Source organism: Novosphingobium sp. (assembly GCF_039595395.1).
In the GTDB taxonomy this organism is placed as follows: domain Bacteria; phylum Pseudomonadota; class Alphaproteobacteria; order Sphingomonadales; family Sphingomonadaceae; genus Novosphingobium.
The window spans coordinates 3,796,170-3,813,858 of the sequence record NZ_JBCNLP010000001.1 but is presented as its reverse complement, the minus strand read 5'-3'; the positions used below and the strand labels follow the sequence as shown (position 1 = coordinate 3,813,858).

At 64.4% G+C, this 17,689-nt stretch carries 16 protein-coding genes; 8 read left to right on the top strand and 8 right to left on the bottom strand.

Annotation, left to right across the window (positions count from 1 at the left end; translation table 11 throughout):
• Positions 1 to 25 precede the first annotated feature (25 nt).
• The 3 genes from ABDW49_RS17415 to ABDW49_RS17405 all read left to right on the top strand — a co-directional run bounded on the left by ABDW49_RS17415 (position 26) and on the right by ABDW49_RS17405 (position 4,510).
• A complete protein-coding gene (locus tag ABDW49_RS17415; protein WP_343613447.1) occupies positions 26 to 1,498 on the top strand; it encodes a M20/M25/M40 family metallo-hydrolase in 1,473 nt (490 codons plus the stop codon).
• Between the two features lie 473 nt (positions 1,499 to 1,971).
• The gene (gene guaA / locus ABDW49_RS17410) at positions 1,972 to 3,555 is read left to right on the top strand and encodes a glutamine-hydrolyzing GMP synthase (protein WP_343613445.1); all 1,584 of its coding nucleotides are present in this window, start codon (positions 1,972 to 1,974) and stop codon (positions 3,553 to 3,555) included.
• Between the two features lie 367 nt (positions 3,556 to 3,922).
• Positions 3,923 to 4,510 carry a hypothetical protein gene (locus ABDW49_RS17405; protein WP_343613444.1) on the top strand — a complete coding sequence of 196 codons (588 nt, stop codon included), beginning with the start codon at positions 3,923 to 3,925 and terminating at the stop codon, positions 4,508 to 4,510.
• 281 nt (positions 4,511 to 4,791) lie between these two features.
• Here ABDW49_RS17405 and ABDW49_RS17400 read toward each other — a convergent pair whose 3' ends face one another.
• Complete coding sequence (locus tag ABDW49_RS17400) at positions 4,792 to 6,291, bottom strand: diguanylate cyclase (protein ID WP_343613442.1); 1,500 nt, start codon at positions 6,289 to 6,291, stop codon at positions 4,792 to 4,794.
• A gap of 264 nt (positions 6,292 to 6,555) precedes the next feature.
• On the opposite strand from ABDW49_RS17400, the gene ABDW49_RS17395 reads away from it, so the two are divergent.
• The 3 genes from ABDW49_RS17395 to ABDW49_RS17385 all read left to right on the top strand — a co-directional run bounded on the left by ABDW49_RS17395 (position 6,556) and on the right by ABDW49_RS17385 (position 9,929).
• Positions 6,556 to 7,851, top strand: coding sequence for a glycoside hydrolase family 130 protein (locus ABDW49_RS17395; protein WP_343613440.1), 1,296 nt, complete (start codon positions 6,556 to 6,558; stop codon positions 7,849 to 7,851).
• Between the two features lie 75 nt (positions 7,852 to 7,926).
• Positions 7,927 to 8,934: an MBL fold metallo-hydrolase gene (locus tag ABDW49_RS17390; protein ID WP_343613439.1), complete on the top strand. Its 1,008-nt coding sequence runs from the start codon at positions 7,927 to 7,929 to the stop codon at positions 8,932 to 8,934.
• Between the two features lie 179 nt (positions 8,935 to 9,113).
• Entirely contained in the window at positions 9,114 to 9,929 is an 816-nt protein-coding gene (locus ABDW49_RS17385; RefSeq protein ID WP_343613437.1) for a hypothetical protein, read from the top strand.
• 7 nt (positions 9,930 to 9,936) lie between these two features.
• On the opposite strand, the gene ABDW49_RS17380 is transcribed toward ABDW49_RS17385, so the two are convergent.
• Entirely contained in the window at positions 9,937 to 10,392 is a 456-nt protein-coding gene (locus ABDW49_RS17380) for a hypothetical protein (protein ID WP_343613435.1), read from the bottom strand.
• 374 nt (positions 10,393 to 10,766) lie between these two features.
• Between ABDW49_RS17380 and ABDW49_RS17375 the strand changes: the two genes are divergently transcribed.
• On the top strand, positions 10,767 to 11,771 hold the full coding sequence (locus tag ABDW49_RS17375; RefSeq protein WP_343613433.1) for a LacI family DNA-binding transcriptional regulator: 1,005 nt from the start codon (positions 10,767 to 10,769) through the stop codon (positions 11,769 to 11,771).
• A gap of 252 nt (positions 11,772 to 12,023) precedes the next feature.
• Here ABDW49_RS17375 and ABDW49_RS17370 read toward each other — a convergent pair whose 3' ends face one another.
• Together ABDW49_RS17370 and ABDW49_RS17365 are read right to left on the bottom strand one after the other, a co-directional pair.
• A complete protein-coding gene (locus ABDW49_RS17370) occupies positions 12,024 to 12,926 on the bottom strand; it encodes an ROK family protein (protein WP_343613432.1) in 903 nt (300 codons plus the stop codon).
• 78 nt (positions 12,927 to 13,004) lie between these two features.
• Positions 13,005 to 15,035 (bottom strand): GMC family oxidoreductase N-terminal domain-containing protein, encoded by a 2,031-nt coding sequence (locus ABDW49_RS17365; protein WP_343613430.1) that lies wholly within the window; start codon positions 15,033 to 15,035, stop codon positions 13,005 to 13,007.
• Positions 15,036 to 15,357: 322 nt separating this feature from the next.
• Here ABDW49_RS17365 and ABDW49_RS17360 point away from each other — a divergent pair, with 322 nt between their 5' ends.
• Positions 15,358 to 15,858: a hypothetical protein gene (locus tag ABDW49_RS17360; RefSeq protein ID WP_343613429.1), complete on the top strand. Its 501-nt coding sequence runs from the start codon at positions 15,358 to 15,360 to the stop codon at positions 15,856 to 15,858.
• A 101-nt stretch (positions 15,859 to 15,959) separates the two neighbouring features.
• On the opposite strand, the gene ABDW49_RS17355 is transcribed toward ABDW49_RS17360, so the two are convergent.
• From ABDW49_RS17355 to ABDW49_RS17340, 4 genes are all read right to left on the bottom strand, one after another.
• Positions 15,960 to 16,235, bottom strand: a complete 276-nt coding sequence (locus tag ABDW49_RS17355) for a hypothetical protein (protein ID WP_206238292.1) — start codon at positions 16,233 to 16,235, stop codon at positions 15,960 to 15,962.
• Positions 16,232 to 16,672: a chemotaxis protein CheW gene (locus tag ABDW49_RS17350; RefSeq protein ID WP_343613426.1), complete on the bottom strand. Its 441-nt coding sequence runs from the start codon at positions 16,670 to 16,672 to the stop codon at positions 16,232 to 16,234. Before ABDW49_RS17350 ends, ABDW49_RS17355 begins: the two co-directional genes overlap by 4 nt.
• A gap of 61 nt (positions 16,673 to 16,733) precedes the next feature.
• The gene (locus ABDW49_RS17345) at positions 16,734 to 17,099 is read right to left on the bottom strand and encodes a response regulator (protein WP_206238296.1); all 366 of its coding nucleotides are present in this window, start codon (positions 17,097 to 17,099) and stop codon (positions 16,734 to 16,736) included.
• Positions 17,100 to 17,132: 33 nt separating this feature from the next.
• Positions 17,133 to 17,678, bottom strand: coding sequence for a chemotaxis protein CheD (locus ABDW49_RS17340; RefSeq protein WP_343613424.1), 546 nt, complete (start codon positions 17,676 to 17,678; stop codon positions 17,133 to 17,135).
• Positions 17,679 to 17,689 lie beyond the last annotated feature (11 nt).

The following is a 17,689-nucleotide window of genomic DNA, read 5'->3' as shown; positions in this document are numbered from 1 at the left end:
AAGCGCCGGTCACAGGGGGACTGATATGAAGCGGTTGCGGCAGGTTTTGACAGGCGCGGTGGCTTTGGGGGCGGTGCTGTCAGGGACGGCGCAGGCGGCGCCTGCGGGCAATGGTTTGTCCGCTCAGGCGGTGGAGATCGGCAAGGGCACGCGTCCGGATCAGGTCGCGTTCCGCGCGCTCTACAAGGAGCTGGTCGAAACCGACAGCTCGATCACCACCGGAAGCTGCACCCTGCTGGCCGACAAGGTGGAAGCCCATCTGCGCGCCGCCGGTTTCGGGGACGCCCAGATCACCCGCTTCGCCGTCCCCGATCATCCCAAGGAAGGCGGGCTGGTCGCGGTGCTGCCGGGCAGTTCCAAAACCTTGAAGCCGATCCTGCTGCTGGGCCATCTCGATGTGGTGGTCGCCAAGCGCGAGGACTGGATCCGCGATCCCTACACGCTGATCGAGGAAGGTGGCTATTTCTATGGCCGGGGCACCTCGGACATGAAGGCGATGGATGCCACCTGGATCGATCTGCTCTCGCGCTGGAAGAAGGCCGGTTACACGCCCAAGCGCACGGTAAAGCTGGCGCTGACCTGCGGCGAGGAAACGAGCTGGGCCTTCAATGGCGCCAACTGGCTGGCCAACAACAAGCGCGATCTGATCGACGCCGAATTTGCCCTTAACGAAGGCGGCGGCGGGCGCACCGATGGCCATGGCAATGTCATCCAGCAATCGCTGCATGTCGGCGAGAAATTCGCCATCAACTACCAGATCGCCGCGACCAATCCGGGTGGGCATTCCTCGATTCCTATCCGCGACAATGCGATTTACGAGATCGCCGATGCGGTGCTCAAGGTGCGGGATTACGAATTTCCGCTGATGCTGAGCGACACCACCAAGGCCTATTTCGGCAAGCTGGGCGCCAGCCGGACCGACGCCATGGGTGCGGCGATGCGCACCATCGCCAGCGCGCCGATCGGCAGTGCCGAGTCTCAGGCGGCGGAGAAAGTGCTCAACACCGACCGCTCGTTCCATTCGATGCTGCGCACCACCTGCGTCGCCACGCTGGTCGAGGGCGGCCATGCCAACAATGCGCTGCCGCAGAAGGCCACCGCCAACATCAACTGCCGCGTCTTTCCGGGTGTCAGCGTCGAATCGGTGCAGGAGAAGCTGAAGGAGGTGATGGGCGATCCGCGCCTGACCATCACCATGGAGAAGATGCGCGGGCCCGTCGCCAAGGCGCCGCCGCTTACTCCGCAGATCCTGGGGCCGGTGGAGCGGCTGAGCGCGCTCTACTTCCCCGGCGTGCCGCTGGTGCCCACCATGTCGACCGGCGCGACCGACGGCATCTTTCTGGAAGCGGTGGGGATTCCCTCCTACGGCCCGCCGGGCGGATTTGGCGACCCCGATGGCAATGGGGTGCATGGGCTCAATGAGCGGCGCTCTGTCGCCTCGGTCTATATCGGGCGCGATTTCCTGAGCGATCTGGTCAAGGATTACGCGAATCGCTGAAGCATCGTGCGAAAAAGTGGGAACCGTTTTTCGCGAAAACGATGCGACAACAAAAACCGGCGAGTGAGGTCTACATAAGCGAAGAGCCGCCCTGCCTTGCGGCGGGCGGCTCTTGGGTCAGGCGGCTGAGTGGCCGCCGCATCGCGGCTGGTTAGGCGAGCGTGGCGGCGAACATCAGACCGCTGGTGCCGAGCGCGAGGGCAAGGGCGACCAGGTTACGTGCGATCATGGCGTTTCTCCTTTGATAACAGGAGGTCGCTCTTGAATTGTGCAAGTGCGAAGTCTCCGTTGGACGTGCCTATACACCGTTTCGTCGGCGGATCACGTGCGAACGCAACAATATTTCTTGCGTTTTTTGCAACTCAATGGGGTAAATGGCGCAATTTGGGTGCGGTGCAGCAAAAATCGCCCCGCCGCGCCCGACACGCCCCCGCGATCTGGACATATTGTCCCCTCGCGACTAACGGGTGGCCATGAGCGAGCACCCCATCTCCACCGCCTCCGCCCCGGACCACTCCGACTCGATTCTCATCGTCGATTTCGGCAGCCAGGTGACCCAGCTTATCGCCCGCCGCGTGCGCGAAGCCGGTGTCTATTCCGAGATCGCCCCCTTCACCGCCGCACAGGCCGCTTTTGAGCGGATGGCCCCCAAGGGCATCATCCTGTCGGGCAGCCCGGCCTCGGTGCTGGAAGGTGGCCCGGCCATTCCGGACGCCATTCTGGAGAGCGGCCTGCCGATTCTGGGCATCTGCTATGGCCAGCAGTCGCTGATGCATCAGATGGGCGGCGAAGTGGTGCTGGGCGACGCCGGCGAGTTCGGCCGCGCCTTTATCGAGATCAACGACAGTTGCGCGCTGTTCAACGGCCTCTGGAATGTCGGCGAGAGCCATCAGGTCTGGATGAGCCATGGCGACAAGGTGACCAAGCTGGCCCCCGGCTTCCGCCCGGTGGCCGCTTCGCCCGGCGCACCCTTCGCCGTCATCGCCAATGACGAGAAGCGCATCTACGCCATGCAGTTCCACCCCGAGGTGGTGCATACGCCCGACGGCGCCAAGCTGCTGAAGAACTTCGTGCGCCATGTCTGCGGCCTCTCGGGCGACTGGACCATGGCCGAATTCCGCAAGACCAAGATCGCCGAGATCCGCGAGCAGGTCGGCTCCTCGCGCGTGATCTGCGGGCTTTCGGGTGGCGTCGATTCGGCGGTGGCCGCGCTGCTGATCCACGAAGCGGTGGGCGATCAGCTCACCTGCGTCTTCGTCGATGGCGGCATCCTGCGTCAGGGCGAGGCCGAGCAGGTCGTCAGCCTGTTCCGCGGCCACTTCAACATTCCGCTGGTCCATGTCGATGCCGCGACGCTGTTCATGAGCGGTCTGGCCGGCGTCACCGACCCCGAGGCCAAGCGCAAGTTCATCGGCAAGACCTTCATCGACGTCTTCGAGGCCGAGGCCAAGAAGATCGGCGGCGCCGACTTTCTCGCTCAGGGCACGCTGTACCCCGATGTGATCGAGAGCGTCAGCTTCACCGGCGGACCGAGCGTGACGATCAAGAGCCACCACAATGTCGGCGGCCTGCCCGAGCGCATGAACATGAAGCTGGTCGAGCCGCTGCGCGAACTCTTCAAGGATGAAGTGCGCGTGCTGGGCCGCGAGCTGGGCCTGCCCGAGATCTTCGTGGGCCGCCATCCGTTCCCCGGACCGGGTCTGGCGATCCGCATCCCCGGCGAGGTGACCCGCGAGCGCTGCGACATCCTGCGCAAGGCCGATGCGGTGTACCTTGAGGAAATCCGCAACGCTGGCCTCTATGACGCGATCTGGCAGGCCTTCGCCGTGCTGCTGCCCGTCAAGACGGTCGGCGTGATGGGCGATGGCCGCACCTATGACAATGTCTGCGCCCTGCGCGCCGTGACCAGCACCGATGGCATGACGGCGGACATCTATCCCTTCGACGCCGCTTTCCTCAGCCGCGTGGCGACCCGCATCATCAATGAGGTGAAGGGCATCAACCGCGTGGTCTACGACTACACCAGCAAGCCGCCCGGCACGATCGAGTGGGAATAATCCCCCTTCCGGCACAAGAAGGCCCGGCGCGCTGATCTGAACGATCGAGCCCGCCGGGCCTTCTGCTTTTCGGGCCTTCTTGCCGCATCACGGCGATGCCGGCGGCCTGCCGGCATGCGTGCGCCATCTGCGGTGGAGCGCCGCTTATCAAAGTGTTTCCACGGGAGCCAACAGCGCTTCCATCCGTTGGGCATGTGGGATTGTCGAGAGCCTGATTTTTATTCTCTATAAATTTAGTAGGAATAAAAGATTTTCTATCGCGCCTGTCTGCGGACCGGGGCGTATGAAAGCGGTCTGGCACCCGTGCCGGACAAGGCGGTTTTCGATGATCCGAAGGTAGGCCGACCGGGCCGACGGAGACGCTGCGATGGATTTTGTCACGATCGATTTCGAAGCCAGTTGCCTGCCGCGCCATGGAGCCTCCTTTCCCATCGAACTTGGCGTTTCGGGTGCACAGGGCACGCGATCGTGGCTGATCCGCCCCCACGAGGCCTGGCGCGACTGGGACTGGACGCAGGAAGCCTTCGACCTCCACGGCATCACCCGCGCGCAGCTTGATGCGGAAGGTCTCGCCCCCGCCGATGTGCTGGCGCAGGCAGTGGAGGCCATCGGCACGGCGCGCGTGATCGCCGACAGCCGCATCGACGCGCAATGGTGGGCCACGCTCAGCGCGGCGGCGCCCGGCGTGATCGCGGCCCCGACAGTGCTGGTCGAGCATGTGGATGGGATCTTCGATGACATCGGCGCCACGCATCAGCAGATCATGGAGGCCCAGCACCATGCCGACCTGCTGTGCCCGCAGCGCCATCGTGCGGGTGCCGATGCGCTTTGGTTGCGCCTGTTGCTCGATCGTCTGATGGAGGTGCGGGTGGCTGAGCAGGCGCCGCTCTGGGTGGAGGCCGATGGGGTGGTCGTCGCGCCTGCTGTGGTGAGGGGTGGTGGTCTGTTCGTTTGAAGGGGCGATTTCAGGAAGAGAAAAGGTGAATGCGAGGGTGTTACACCCTCGCGCTCCCATGACGTCTTCCGACGAGAGGGCAGTGGGGGCCGAAAAGGGGCGCACAGGCTCTCCACCTGCGCGACCCACAGCGCCGCAGGCAGTTGATCATGGATGAGCTACGCTGGCAAATTTCTGCCTGCGGCGCGGCAAGCTGGGCGCAAGGCCGAAGCTGAGGCGCAAGGTAGACATTAATGGGAGCGCGAGGGGGTAACCCCCTCGCATTGTCCCTTTTTCCAAACTCAAGCCGAAAGCCGGATCGCCTTGGGCATGATCAGCCGGCCCAGCCCGTCGATCTTGGCGGTGCCGCGCTGCACCCGCTTGGCTTCGTACAAAGCGGCATCGGCGCGGTGCAGCAGGTCGCTGCGGCTCTCGTCGCCCGCGTCCAGCCAGCAGGCGCCGATCGTGGCCGAGACATGGACGCTCTCCACCGCATTGCTGACCGTATGGCGCAGATCCTGAAGCAGCCGCTGCATCAGCGTGGGCAGGTCGGCCAGCAGCTTGCTGTCGCTGACCATCAGCACGAATTCGTCGCCGCCCAGCCGCGCGGCAAAGCTGTCTTGCAGATAAGGCGCCTGCAGGCGAGAGGCCATCAGCCGCAGCAGATCGTCGCCTGCCGGATGGCCGAAGCGGTCGTTCACCGTCTTGAAATTGTCGAGGTCGATCAGCAGCAGTGCCATGGGATCGTCACGCCCTGTCGTCTGCGCCAGCCTTTCATCGAGGTGGTGGTTGAAATGGCCCCGGCTGGCCAGACCCGTCAGCGCATCGGTGTTGGCGGTGCGGCGCAGGGCCTGCTCCATCTGATAGCGCTCGGTGATGTCCTGGAAGACGCCGGTCAGGGCGACGGGCTTGCCATCGTCCAGCTCCAGCTCGGCCATGCTTCGCACGCGACGCAACTGGCCATGAGCGTTGATGAAATCGCTTTCGAAATCGAAGGGCGCGCCGGTGTTGATGGTGCGGCGCATGGCCGTCTCGATGATCGCGCGCGAGGCCATCGGGAAAAATTCCATCGCCTCGGCCAGCGGGGTGCCGTCGCCGACGGGAACGCCATGGATGGCATAGGTCTGTTCCGACCATTCGGCGCGATTGTCGTCCAGCGTCAGCCGCCATGAGCCGACATTGGCCATGCGCTCGGCCTGGCGCAGCTTGCGGTTGGTCTGGTCCAGCTTGCGCAAGGCCTCACCGCGTTCCTCCGCCAGCCGCAGCGCGTCGGCGGTGGCGGAGCGTGTGTCCATCAGCGCCTCGACCAACTGGCCCAGCTCGCCCAGCAGTTCGAGGTCCTTGGGGCCGAAATGGCGCGGCTGGTCGTCGATGACGCAGAGCGTGCCCATCGGCATCGGCGCGCCGTCCTCCTGCCCGGTGCGCAGGGGCACGCCCGCGTAAAAGCGCACGCCCGGCGCCCCGGTGACCAGCGGATTGCCGGCAAAACGCTCATCCGCCGTGGCATCGGGCACGACCAGCGCATCGTTGGCCGCCACGGCATGGGCGCAAAAGGCCACTTCGCGCGGGGTTTGCGCCGCCTCCAGGCCGACCTTGGCCTTGAACCACTGGCGGTCCTTGTCGACCAGCGAGACCAGCGCGATCTTGCAGCCCAGCAGGTGGCTGGCCATTTTGACGATCGTGTCGAACTCCCGCTCGGGCGGGGTGTCGAGCAGGCCCAGCCGTTCCAGAATCGCCAGGCGTTCCGCCTCGGCGGGGGGCAGGGCAGCCGGAATGTAACCATGGGTTTTGCGGTCGACCATGGTCGATTGCATAGCCGCCATCGCCTTAACAGTGTGCTGTCACGCGGCTACGCTGATCCGCATTTTAACGCAAAAGGCCTGCCCTTTGGGGCAATGGCCCATGGCCGCCCTGTTTCCATAAGATTTTCTCGCCGCAGGGGCTCTGCGCCATGGAACCCTGCCCCCCTCTGAAGCGTCTTGCACAGGTGGGGCGAAAGCAAGGAGTGCTCAGGCCATGAGCTGCAGCGGCGCGAATCGACACCCATCAACCCATGGCACACGCCCATGAATGGTCCGTTGCCGCTGATCAGCCTGCAGCAACTGGAGCTGCATCCCGATCCCACCCGCACGGTGATCCGCCCCTTCTGGCCCGCCGGATCGGATGAGGCGGGCAAGGTGAGGCTCCAGCGCACGGTCGAGCGGATCATGGCGTTTGATGATGATGAGCTGGTGCGCCAGCTCGACCGCACCTGGCGCTCGCTGGAGCAGCGACACAACGGTACCCGCGCCGCGCTGCTGCGCCGGGCCGAGGAACTGGACGAGATGGTCGGCGGCATTGCCGACCTGCCTGAATCGCGGCGCTTGCTGCTGGGGGCCTATTTCAGCGCGGAATATGCCTTTGAGGCAGCCGCTTTGTTCAACCCCAGCATCGTGCGCCACCCGGACCACCCCGAGGATGAGGATGGCGAGACGCGCTTCATCCTCTCATTGCGCGGCATCGGGGAGGGGCATCTCTCCTCGGTCACCTTCCGCACCGGCACCTGGCATGCCGACGGCTCGGTAACGGTCGATGCGCCGGGGCCGACCGGCGTGCCCCCCGTGCTGGGCGAGGTGCTCGGCTGGAAGGATGCCCAGACCATTCAGATCGACTGCACGCACGCCTGCGATCCGTCCGAAGCGGTGCTGTTTCCGGTGCTGGCCAGCCAGAGCCGGGGGATCGAGGATCTGCGGCTCACCCGCTTCGAGCGCAGCGACCGGCCGGGCACCACCTTCATCGGCACCTATACGGCGGTGAGCGCGGATGGGGCTTGTCAGGAATTGCTGCAGACCGACGATTTCCGCTCCTTCAAGATGCATCCGGTCGGCGGCGATCTGGCCCATTCCAAGGGCATGGCCCTGTTTCCGCGCAAGATGGGTAACCGCTATCTGGCGATCGGGCGCCAGGACAATGAGAATTTGTGGCTGGCCTCCTCCGAGGATCTGTTCGCCTGGGATGGCGGCACGAAGCTGGCGACGCCCGCCTATCCCTGGGAAAGCATTCAGCTTGGAAACTGCGGCTCTCCGCTGGAGATCGAGGAAGGCTGGCTGCTGCTCACCCATGGCGTGGGGGTGATGCGCAACTATTGCATGGGCGCGATGCTGCTGGACCGCGACGATCCCTCCAAACTGATCGGGCGGCTGGCCGAGCCGCTGATCGAGCCGGGCGACAGTGAGCGCGACGGCTATGTGCCCAATGTGGTTTACAGTTGCGGGGCGTTGGTGCGGGGGCGCAGCCTGCTGCTGCCCTATGCGGTGGCCGATGATTACACGCGCTTTGCCACCGTTTCGCTCGACCGGCTGGTGGCGGAGCTGAAGCGATAATCAGGCGCTCCCCTTGGCAGAACCCAAGGGCATTCCCATAGAGACAGTCCCCCCTTTTGCCTTTCAGGTATCCCTTTGACCCGCAACCGCTATTACTCCGGCCCCGTCACCGACCACTTCGATGGCGAGTGTTTCACCAGCCCGATCCCCACGCCCGACAAGAGCTTGCGCGAGGTGCTGCGCTGGAGCTGGACCGCCCAGCGCGAACGCTGGCCCGACAGCGTGGCGATCACCCCGGCGGTGCCCAATCCGCGCGAGCAGGAGACCCGCATCACCGTGGTCGGCCATGCCACGCTGCTGATCCAGAGCGGCGGAGTAAACATGCTGACCGATCCGCTGTTCTCGGAGCGGGCCAGCCCTTTCAGCTTTGCCGGGCCGCGCCGCGTCAGCCCGCCGGGGGTGCGTTTCGAGGATCTGCCCAAGATCGACATCGTGCTGCTCAGCCATAACCATTACGACCATCTCGATGTGGCGACGCTGAAAAAGCTGGTGGCGCGCGACGATCCGCGCATCATCACCCCGCTGGGCAATGACACGATTGTGCGCAAGGCTTGTCCCCGCGCCCGCACCGAGGCGGGCGACTGGTGGAGCGAGCATTGGTTGGGCAAGGATATGGCCACCGCCATCGTGCCCGCCCAGCATTGGTCGGCGCGGGGTTTGCGTGACCGGCGCCATGCGCTGTGGTGCGGCTTTATGCTGCGGCTGCGTGACGGGCTGGTCTATTTCGCGGGTGACACGGCTTATGGCGACGGCGGCATCTTCCGCGATTTGCGCGCGCGCTTTGGCGAGCCCGATCTGGCGCTGCTGCCGATCGGCGCCTATCGCCCGCGCTGGTTTATGGGGCCGCAGCACACCGATCCCGATGAGACGGTGCAGATCATGCAGGATCTGGGCGCGCGCCGGGCTCTGGGTATCCATTGGGGTGTCTTCCCGCTGAGCGACGAGGGCCGAGACACGCCGCGCGAGGATCTGGCCCGTGCCCTGAATGCACGCGCCATCCCGCAAGAGCGCTTCCCGGCAGCGGAGCCAGGCTCGGCGTGGGATTTGTTGCTTGCGGGTGACGGTGGAACTCGTTCCGCATGAGTTGCGGCACGTTTCGACGTATGTTGCGGGAAACATTCCTGATTTGAACGCTTATTCATCAGGTGTTCAGGGCGCACAGAGCGATATTTCATATAAAGATTTTATATGGATGATGCCATGTCCCCCTGCCATCACCGCATCCTCTGCCCGGTCCTTCTCCGCTCTGCGGGGGCAGCGGCATGATCTACATCAGCTTCGGCATGCTGAAATCGGCCAGCACGCTGACCTATCAGATCATCGAGGAAATCCTGCGCCAGGCAGGGCGCGCGCCGCTTATGCTGGGGGCGCCATTGCGCCCGGCACTGTCCGTCACCAATTATTTCGACCATATCGACGCTGCGCTCATCACGCGGATCGGGCAGGTGGCCGAGGGGCGCGATGTGGTGCTCAAGACGCATCAACTGCCCGGCGCCGATGTGCTGGCGATGATCGCGCGGGGCGATCTGCTGGCCAGCGCCACCTTGCGCGACCCGCGCGAGATCGCCTTGTCGATGATGGACCATGGCGATCGCTCGCGCCGCTGGCACATCCCTGAATTTTCGGAATGCGCGCAGGTGGAGGATTGCCTGCCCTCGATCGACCATCAGGTCGCGACGCTTCAGGCCCTGTGCGATGTGCCCGGCGTGGAGCCCATCGCCTATGCCGCAATCTGCTTCGATATGGAGGCGGCCATTGCCCGGCTGGCGCGCCAGATCGGCGTGACGGTGGACCCAGAGGCGGTGGCGGAGGTCTTTGCCGACAAAAGGATGATCGGCCAGTTCAACAAGGGCTTGCCCGATCGTTTCGACGAAATGGCGCCGGAAGAATCTTCGGCTTTCCTGGCGCGCTATGCCGATTTTTACACGCGTTTTCTGCCCGCGCCCCGGCCCTCGACGGGCGTTTCGCCGCAGTGCTCAAGCCCGGCGCGCGGGCAGTTGCATCAGGTCGCGATCGACCTGCGCCGCCTGTGGCATACCCGCCGACCGGCAGCAGCCCTGAGGCTGCACGCCGGATAGGCATTCTTCAGTGAAGCGTCGCGCCGGTGGCCGGTTGGGTCAGCATCGGCGAGATCGCGGGCTGGGCGGGCTGTGACAGGCTCATCGCCAGGGCGCAGACCATCGCGCGCGGCAGGGTCGAGCCCGCCGCCGTGGTTTCCCCTCCGCGATCGGCCAGCACCACCGAGACCAGATATTCACCCGCCGCACCGCGCGAGATGAAAAAGCCGCTGTCCGGACTGATCAGCCGCAGCGCCAGCGTGTCGGCGGCGCCTGCTGCCAGCAGATGCTCGATCACGGTCTGATCCAGCCGTTCGACCCCCTCGACCATGTCAGGGTGAGGGGCATGGCGGATCATGCTGGTCAGCCGGCGCAAGGCTTCGGCATCGCTGAAACTCTCATTGTCCAGCAACCAATCGACAAGCTTTTCCAGATCCTGGCTCCAGCGACCCCAGTTCTGTGTGTTTTCAAGGTTTTGGCGCACCCGACTTTCTCCGTTTTGCCGGATTATGACAGGCTGGTCTTTGCGCCTCGTTCCCATGCCCATGGGTAATTTTGACCATAAGATGGGTGGGTCTTGATGGGGTGATTGTTAACCATTGAGTTGCGCTGAATTGCGGGAATTATGCTCCAATTCGTGATAAAAAGGTTGCGAAGAATGGCCCCGCGTTGCGGCCAGCTAAGGAAACCTCCTGTGATCCTTTCCGAAGCGAAAGGACGAGCCAAAGCAAAGAGGTGGCCATCAGCGCGGAAGCCTTTTGGAAAAACGCCCTCCTGCCCGATAAGAAATATCTTGCAATTGTTTCGCCCCCGCAGAAAAACACCGCCCACAAATGGGGTGGGGCAGCGACAAACGCTATGAACCGGATCAAAAACATCAAGGAGCTGGCCGAACTGGCCGGCGTATCGACAGGAACGGTTTCACGCGCGCTGGCCGGTTCGGCGCTGATCAGCCAGAAAACCCGCGACCGTATTCAGGGTCTGGCCGACGAGCATGGCTTTCGCCCCAATGTTCTGGCGCGCAATCTGCGCATCCAGCGCACCGGGGCGATCGGTGTGCTGATTCCGCTGGGGCATGAAACCGGGCAGCATATCTCCGACCCGTTCTTCATCACCATGCTGGGGCTCCTCGCCGATGCCCTGACCGAGCGCGGCTATGACCTGCTGCTGAGCCGTGTGATCCCCACCGACGACCGCTGGCTGGACCGCATCACCGGATCGGGCCGCGTCGATGGCGTGATCGTGATCGGCCAGTCCGACCAGTCCGCCGCGCTCGATGCCGTGGCGCAGCATTACCGCCCGCTGGTGGTGTGGGGCGGCCATACGCCCGGCCAGTTGCACTGCTCTGTCGGCTCGGACAACCGCAAGGGCGGCGATCTGGCCGCCAGCCACCTGATCGAGCGCGGCTGTCAGCGCATCGCCTTCTTCGGTGACCCCGCCGCGCCGGAGATCGCCTATCGCCTGCAAGGCGCGCGCGACGCCATGGAGCGCGCCGGTCTGGGCGACCAGCTCACCGTGCTGCCCGCCCATCTGGTGGCCGAGGCGGCGCACCCTGATATCGCGCGCTTCCTGGGGGAGGAGGGGCAGCGGCCGCAAGGCATCGTCGCAGCTTCCGATGTTATCGCCATGAGCGCCCTGCGCGTCCTTGCCGAGCAGGGGCTCTCCGTGCCCGGCGACGTGCGGGTGGTGGGCTATGACGGCCTGCCTTTGGGCGAGCAGACCTCTCCGCGCCTGACCACTGTGGCGCAGGATCTAACCTCGGGCGCGGAGCAGATGGTGGATATGCTGCTGCGTCGCATCGCCGGTGAGGAAACCAAAAGCGTGGTGATGGAGCCGAAGCTGGTGGTGCGGCTTTCGAGTTAAGAATTGAAGGAAGATGCGAGGGGGTTACCCCCTCGCGCTCCCATGACGTCTTCCGACGATAGGGCAGGGGCGCCGCGTCGTTGCGCGGAAACTCTCCACCTGCACCACCTCTGGCGCCGCAGGCCTTCAATCCGCTAGCGCTGTGCAAGGAATATTGCCTGCGGCGCCGCGACCTTAGCCTATGGTCGAACCCGAAGCGCAATGCAGACATTAATGGGAGCGCGAGGGTGTAACACCCTCGCATTGCCCTACTTACCCTTCTTCCAGAACCAGCGCCAAAGCCCCCAAAAGCCCAGCATTATCCCCCAACCCCGGCGGCACGATGATCGCGCGTGGATCGCCCACGAAATAGCCCGCGCCCCACTCGGCAGCGCTGTCCCTCACCATCTCGATCAGGCCGGGAGCGTGCATTACTCCTCCGCCCAGCACGATGCGAGCGGGTTCCAGCATCGCCTGGAAGGTGCAGATCGCCTGCCCGATGTACCATGCGATGATGCCGTGGGCGGGGTGGACCGCGGGCAGGTCGGAGAGCGAGGCGTTCCAGCGCGCCTTGATCGCGGGCCCGGCGACCAGCCCTTCGAGACAATCGCCGTGAAAGGGGCAGAAGCCGGGGTAATTGTGGTCCTGCGGGTGGCGGGCGACTCGGATATGGCCCATTTCGGGGTGGGATAGGCCGTGGAGGAGGTGGCCGCCCGCATGCTTGCCATTGACGAAGCCGCCGCCGATCCCGGTCCCGATGGTGAGGTAGAGCAGCGATTTGTCGTCCACTCCGGCGCCCCAGCGATATTCGGAGAGCGCCGCGCCATTGACGTCGGTGTCGATGGCGACGGGGCAGGCGAAGGCCTGGGCGAAGGGGGTGACAAGATCGGCGCCGGTCCAGTGCGGTTTGGGCGTGCGCGGAATATGCCCCCATGTGGGCGAGGCGGGGTCGAGGTCGAGCGGGCCGAAGCTGGCGATGCCGATGGCGGCGGGGTTCAGGCCCTGCTCGCGGAACCAGGCGACCGCCGTGCCCAGGGTTTCCTCGGGCGTGGTGGTGGGGATCTGGTGGCGGGCGCGGATGGTGCGGGCGGCATCGGCAATGCCCAGCACGAATTTGGTGCCGCCTGCCTCGATCAGCCCATATTCGCTCCCGGTTTCTGCGCTTTTGCCAGCCATGCGACCTCTCTTTCCATGTTGGTGTAGCGCCGGGCGGGGGTGGGCTCAATCCCGCCCGGCGTTGACCCTGGTCTTCTATCAGCAGGTTGCGAAAGGATCGCTAAAGCCGGTGGCATATTGCGCGATGGCCATGGTCGAGAATTGCGCATTCACCCGGATGCAGGAGGGGAAGACGCTGGCATCGGTGACCAGCACATTGTCGGTGCCATGCACGCGCAGTTCGGTGTCCACCACGCCCTCATCGGGATCGCAATGGATGGGATTGCCGCCATGGGGATGCGAGGAGGACAGGGTGACATCGCCCGGCGCGCGGATCGCTTCCTCGAAGAAGGCGTCGATGTCGTCGCCCGGATAGAGCGTCTGGCCCTTGAGCGTGGCGGGCCACACCTCCAGCGCGCCTGCCGCGAAATGCACCTTGGTCAGCGTGGCGGCGGCGCGGCGCAGCAGGGCGCGGTCCCATTCCTCCAGCTGGAAGTCCAGCTTGCCGCCCGAGATATGCCCGCGCCGGTCGCCGGGGAACAGCACGCCTGCTGAGCAGATCCGGCTGTAGGCGCGCATCCGCTTGTCCATATCGCCGAACCAGCCCGGCATCAGCGAGGCCATCGACATCGGCGGCTGGAAATGGCTTTCGAGCAGGAAGTCGCCGCAATCGACCATGGTGGCCATCTGGTCTTCGTCCCAGGCGGGGCTCATGCCCTCGGGCATCAGGCAGGGGATGGGCGAGGCGATGTTGAGCGAAATGCCCTTGCCGGTGTTGTCGACATCCGAACGATCGAGCAGCAGCGATGAGGCGATGGTGCCGCAGGCCACCACCACGCCCTTTTTCGCATTGATGGTCTGCTTCACGCCATCCTCGTCGATGATTTCGACACCGGTGGCGCGGCGGCGGCCATGGTCGGTCTTTTGCCACAGGATACGCTCGACGCGGGTGCGGTCGAGGATGCGCATGCCGTGGTTGGTGCAGGCATCGGGCAGATAGCTTTGCCCCATGCCGTTGCGCCGCCCATAGCCGCAGCCGGTGTTGCAATAGCCGCAATAGGCGCAGGCCTTGTCGGTGCCCGCCGGGCCGAAGTTCTTGGAAAACCAGCCCGCTTTCGAGCGCTGGGCCCAGGCCTCGTCGGTTTGCGTGACGAATTTGCCCCAGCCGCGCAGCAGATGCGGGCCGTTGCTGCGCGAGGATTGCGGCTCGATGGGGCGGATCTGCAGATAGTCCTGCACCGCATCGAAGCTGGCGCGCATCCGGTTGCGGTCGAGCCTTGCGCCCATCGTGTCCCACAGGTCGAGCGGGTTGGGCGCATCGGGATGGGTCAGCGGATCGTCGAAAAGATGAATGCAGATGCCGTTGTTGATCGTGGGCGACCCGCCGACATTGCGGCCCTGAAAGACGATGAACTCATCGTTCTTCGACGATTGCAGCGCACCATGCTTGAAGAGATGCGAGGCCATCATCCGCTCTTCATGGGTGATGGTGTAGGAGGGGTAGAACGGCCCCGCCTCCACCATCAACACCTTGTAGCCGCGCCGCGCCAGATTGCGCGCCGAGACCGATCCGCCCGAGCCCGAACCGATGACGATGATGTCGATGTCATCACCCACCATCTCGCGGTTGATGACATGGCGCGGGTTGATGTCGCGCCCGTCGATGCGGGTGAGGGGGCGCTCATCGGGTTTACGCTCACGGAACAGCGGCAGGGTAAAGCCGATCTGCTTGAGAACAGGGTTGTCCCGATTCGCCAATTGCCCCTCGATCAGGGGATCGCCGTCTTCGCCGTCCTGCCAGTAACCATAATAGCTGAAGTAAAGCAGGGCACGCAGCCGGGCCATGTCCTTGAACAGATAGAAGCCGGTGTCGCGCATGCGATGCTGAATGCGTTCCTTGCGGTCTTCGATCGACAGCAGGCTGAAGAGCGGACCCATGGCAATGTCGGCCAAAGTGACGGCGGTGCTGATCTCTTCGGCTTTGGTGCCGCCGATCATGCTGAAAATGCTTTGCAAATTATCCACCACCTGATCGGTGGTGATGGCCATCTCGGGAAAATCGTCAAACAGCGCCTCGGCCAGAGCGCGCAGGAAATGGGTCTGGAGATGGTTGAAGTAGAGTTGTGGCATGAACGCTCCCCAAGGAAGGTCGAGTCGCTGCAAAGCACAGGCCCGGCCTTTTCATGAACAGACCATAAGGGGCGACCGATAGGAGGCAAGCAATTGAAATTGTTTAACGGTAACGGGTAAAAATTCAGGTGTTTCTACGGATGTTGCAACTGCGAGATTTGAGCCAGAACTGTGCCGATTTCGCACGGGAGCGGAATCGGCTTTACCGGGATTCGCTAATTTTCCCGCTTAGGGACATTTTATCGTCGGGTCGCTGTTTCCACAGTGTTGATTGTCTGTTGGCGACAGGCAAACGCTGTGCGGGACGACAAGGGAAATGCTCATGACCGCTTCGCTGCTGACCAGAATGCCGATTTCCGTCCGCGAATGGCGGATGCGGCTGACCGACCTGTGCCACCGCAGTGCCATGGCCGAGGCGCAGGACGAAGGCACGATGCTGCGCATGGGCTATCACCTGCTCAGCCGCCTGCCCGACAAGGACAGCCTGCTGGCCGACCACCTCCCGCCTGAGGCGCGTTTCGACACCTGGCTGGCCGCCGGCACGCATGACAGCGCGGCGCTGGCGCTGATCCCCGAAACCGGCAGCTTCCTGCTCAGCCGCAATGGCGATGGCACCTGCCTTGCCTCGGTCATGCTGCCAGGGCTGGATGAGGAAATGACCAGCGAGGGTACGACCCCGGCGCTGGCGCTGGTGTCCGCCCTGGCCGCGGCGCTGGCCACGGTGGATGTGCATGGGCAGGCCGGCGATGCGGAGGCCACCCACACGGTCGATGTGGCGCGCGAGGAACTGTGGCGCACCCCCTCGGGCATTGCCCTGCACTGAGCCTTCGCGGCCAGATCCCACACGATCGGACTCAACAAAGCGGCGGATGATCCATCCGCCGCTTTGTCGTTGATGGCCGCGTCGTTGACGGACCGCTGCTGTCAGTTTGGCCCGCTGGGGGGTGAGAAACGCGCCTTCAGCGCCTCCACGCCGATGGTGTTGACCGCCGAAAGCGGACAGTCCGCCTGCAGCAATGTCGCCAGCCAGCGCTGCTTCTGCGCGATCAGATCGATCGACTGCAGCGTGCGCAGATGGCTGGTCATCACCGCGGGGTCGATGCAGAGCACCGTGCCCAGATCCTCGATCTCGGCGGCCAGTTCATGAAGCACATCGGCCACGGTGGTCAGATGCGCCGCTATATGGCGTTCATCGGTCATGCCGCTTCACCTGCCTGATGGTCTTCGGCCAGCGCCGCCAGATTGAGCACCATCACCATCCGCTCATCGATCGCCGCCAGCCCTTCCAGGAAGTTGACGATGGGGTCGGTGGTGGTGGCGGGCGGCTGCTGAAGCGTGTCGCCATCGATGGTCACGATGTCGCTGACGGCATCGACGATCAGCCCGCAGGATTTGCCCGCCAGTTGGGTGACGATGATGGCGTGGCGCGGGGTCGGCACGGTGGCCTCCCAGCCCAGACGCGCCGCCAGATCGACGACCGGCAGCACCGTGCCGCGCAGATTGACCACACCCGCCACATAGGGCGGCACATGGGGCAGGCGGGTGGTCGGAGTCCATGCGCGGATCTCGCGGATTGCCATGATGTCGAGGCCGAAGACCTGCCCGGCCACTTCGAAGGTGATGAGTTCGCGCTGCATGGAATCAATCCTGCCTACCAAAGGTTTCCGAATCGGTGAGCGACGCGGCGAGCGTCTTGAATCAGTGCGCCACGCGGCGCACGGCGGCCACCAGCTTTTCCGGATCGAAAGGCTTGATGATCCAGCCGGTGGCCCCGGCCTGACGGGCGCGGGCCTTCTTTTCCTCGCTGCTTTCGGTGGTCAGCACCAGAATGGGCCGGTCGCGGTGGCGGCTGCCCTGACGCAGGCGCTCGATCAGGCCGAAGCCGTCGAGGCGGGGCATGTTGATGTCGGTGATGACAACATCGACCTCGTTCATCGCCAGCCATTCGAGGGCGACTTCGCCATCCTCGGCCTGCGCCACGTCGAAGCCCTGCCCGGTCAGGGCATGGTTCAACAGGGCGCGCATGCTGGCGCTGTCGTCAACGGTGAGAATTCGGGTGGTCATGAGTTACTCGCTTTCCTCAGAAAAGTTCGGGCATCAAAACAGTTCGACATTGCCGTCCGCACGCTGCGGACGCGGTGTTGGAGTGGTGGGAGACACAAGGGTGTTCTCGACGATGCGGCAGCGCACCTGACCGCGCGCCGGGCGGAAATCGACGCGGCGGGCGTGAATGCCGCCCAGATCCTCGCGCGCGATCACGATGCCTTCATGGTTCAGGAACTGCCGCGCGAATTCGCCATTGCGCAGCCCGATCCGCTCCAGCCCGGCGTTGAGATTGGCGCCGCCATAGAGATGCGCGCGCAGCCGTGCTTTCGCCGCGCCATGGGCCAGCATATCGTTGATCAGCAATTCCATCAGATAGACGCCGTAATGCTCGTCGAAATCGGCGAGACAGGCGGCGGGCGGCTCGGCCAGCAGGAAATGGTTCATGCCGCCCACCTGCGCGACGGGATCGAACAGGCAGGTCGCCACGCAGCTCCCCAGCAGGGTGGAGAACTCGGCCAGCGGCTCGGTCGAGACCTGCGACTGGCCCTGCAGAATGCTGATCCGCGTGACGGTGGAGACAGGGGGGCCGAAATGCATCGACATCCTTG

Excerpts from the sequence above, each read along its gene's own strand:
- ABDW49_RS17415 (WP_343613447.1), top strand. The coding sequence starts at position 26 with ATGAAGCGGTTGCGGCAGGTTTTGACAGGCGCGGTGGCTTTGGGGGCG.
- guaA (WP_343613445.1), top strand. The coding sequence starts at position 1,972 with ATGAGCGAGCACCCCATCTCCACCGCCTCCGCCCCGGACCACTCCGAC.
- ABDW49_RS17405 (WP_343613444.1), top strand. The coding sequence starts at position 3,923 with ATGGATTTTGTCACGATCGATTTCGAAGCCAGTTGCCTGCCGCGCCAT.
- ABDW49_RS17400 (WP_343613442.1), bottom strand. The coding sequence starts at position 6,291 with ATGGTCGACCGCAAAACCCATGGTTACATTCCGGCTGCCCTGCCCCCC.
- ABDW49_RS17395 (WP_343613440.1), top strand. The coding sequence starts at position 6,556 with ATGAATGGTCCGTTGCCGCTGATCAGCCTGCAGCAACTGGAGCTGCAT.
- ABDW49_RS17385 (WP_343613437.1), top strand. The coding sequence starts at position 9,114 with ATGATCTACATCAGCTTCGGCATGCTGAAATCGGCCAGCACGCTGACC.
- ABDW49_RS17375 (WP_343613433.1), top strand. The coding sequence starts at position 10,767 with ATGAACCGGATCAAAAACATCAAGGAGCTGGCCGAACTGGCCGGCGTA.
- ABDW49_RS17370 (WP_343613432.1), bottom strand. The coding sequence starts at position 12,926 with ATGGCTGGCAAAAGCGCAGAAACCGGGAGCGAATATGGGCTGATCGAG.
- ABDW49_RS17365 (WP_343613430.1), bottom strand. The coding sequence starts at position 15,035 with ATGCCACAACTCTACTTCAACCATCTCCAGACCCATTTCCTGCGCGCT.
- ABDW49_RS17360 (WP_343613429.1), top strand. The coding sequence starts at position 15,358 with ATGACCGCTTCGCTGCTGACCAGAATGCCGATTTCCGTCCGCGAATGG.
- ABDW49_RS17355 (WP_206238292.1), bottom strand. The coding sequence starts at position 16,235 with ATGACCGATGAACGCCATATAGCGGCGCATCTGACCACCGTGGCCGAT.
- ABDW49_RS17350 (WP_343613426.1), bottom strand. The coding sequence starts at position 16,672 with ATGCAGCGCGAACTCATCACCTTCGAAGTGGCCGGGCAGGTCTTCGGC.
- ABDW49_RS17345 (WP_206238296.1), bottom strand. The coding sequence starts at position 17,099 with ATGACCACCCGAATTCTCACCGTTGACGACAGCGCCAGCATGCGCGCC.
- ABDW49_RS17340 (WP_343613424.1), bottom strand. The coding sequence starts at position 17,678 with ATGCATTTCGGCCCCCCTGTCTCCACCGTCACGCGGATCAGCATTCTG.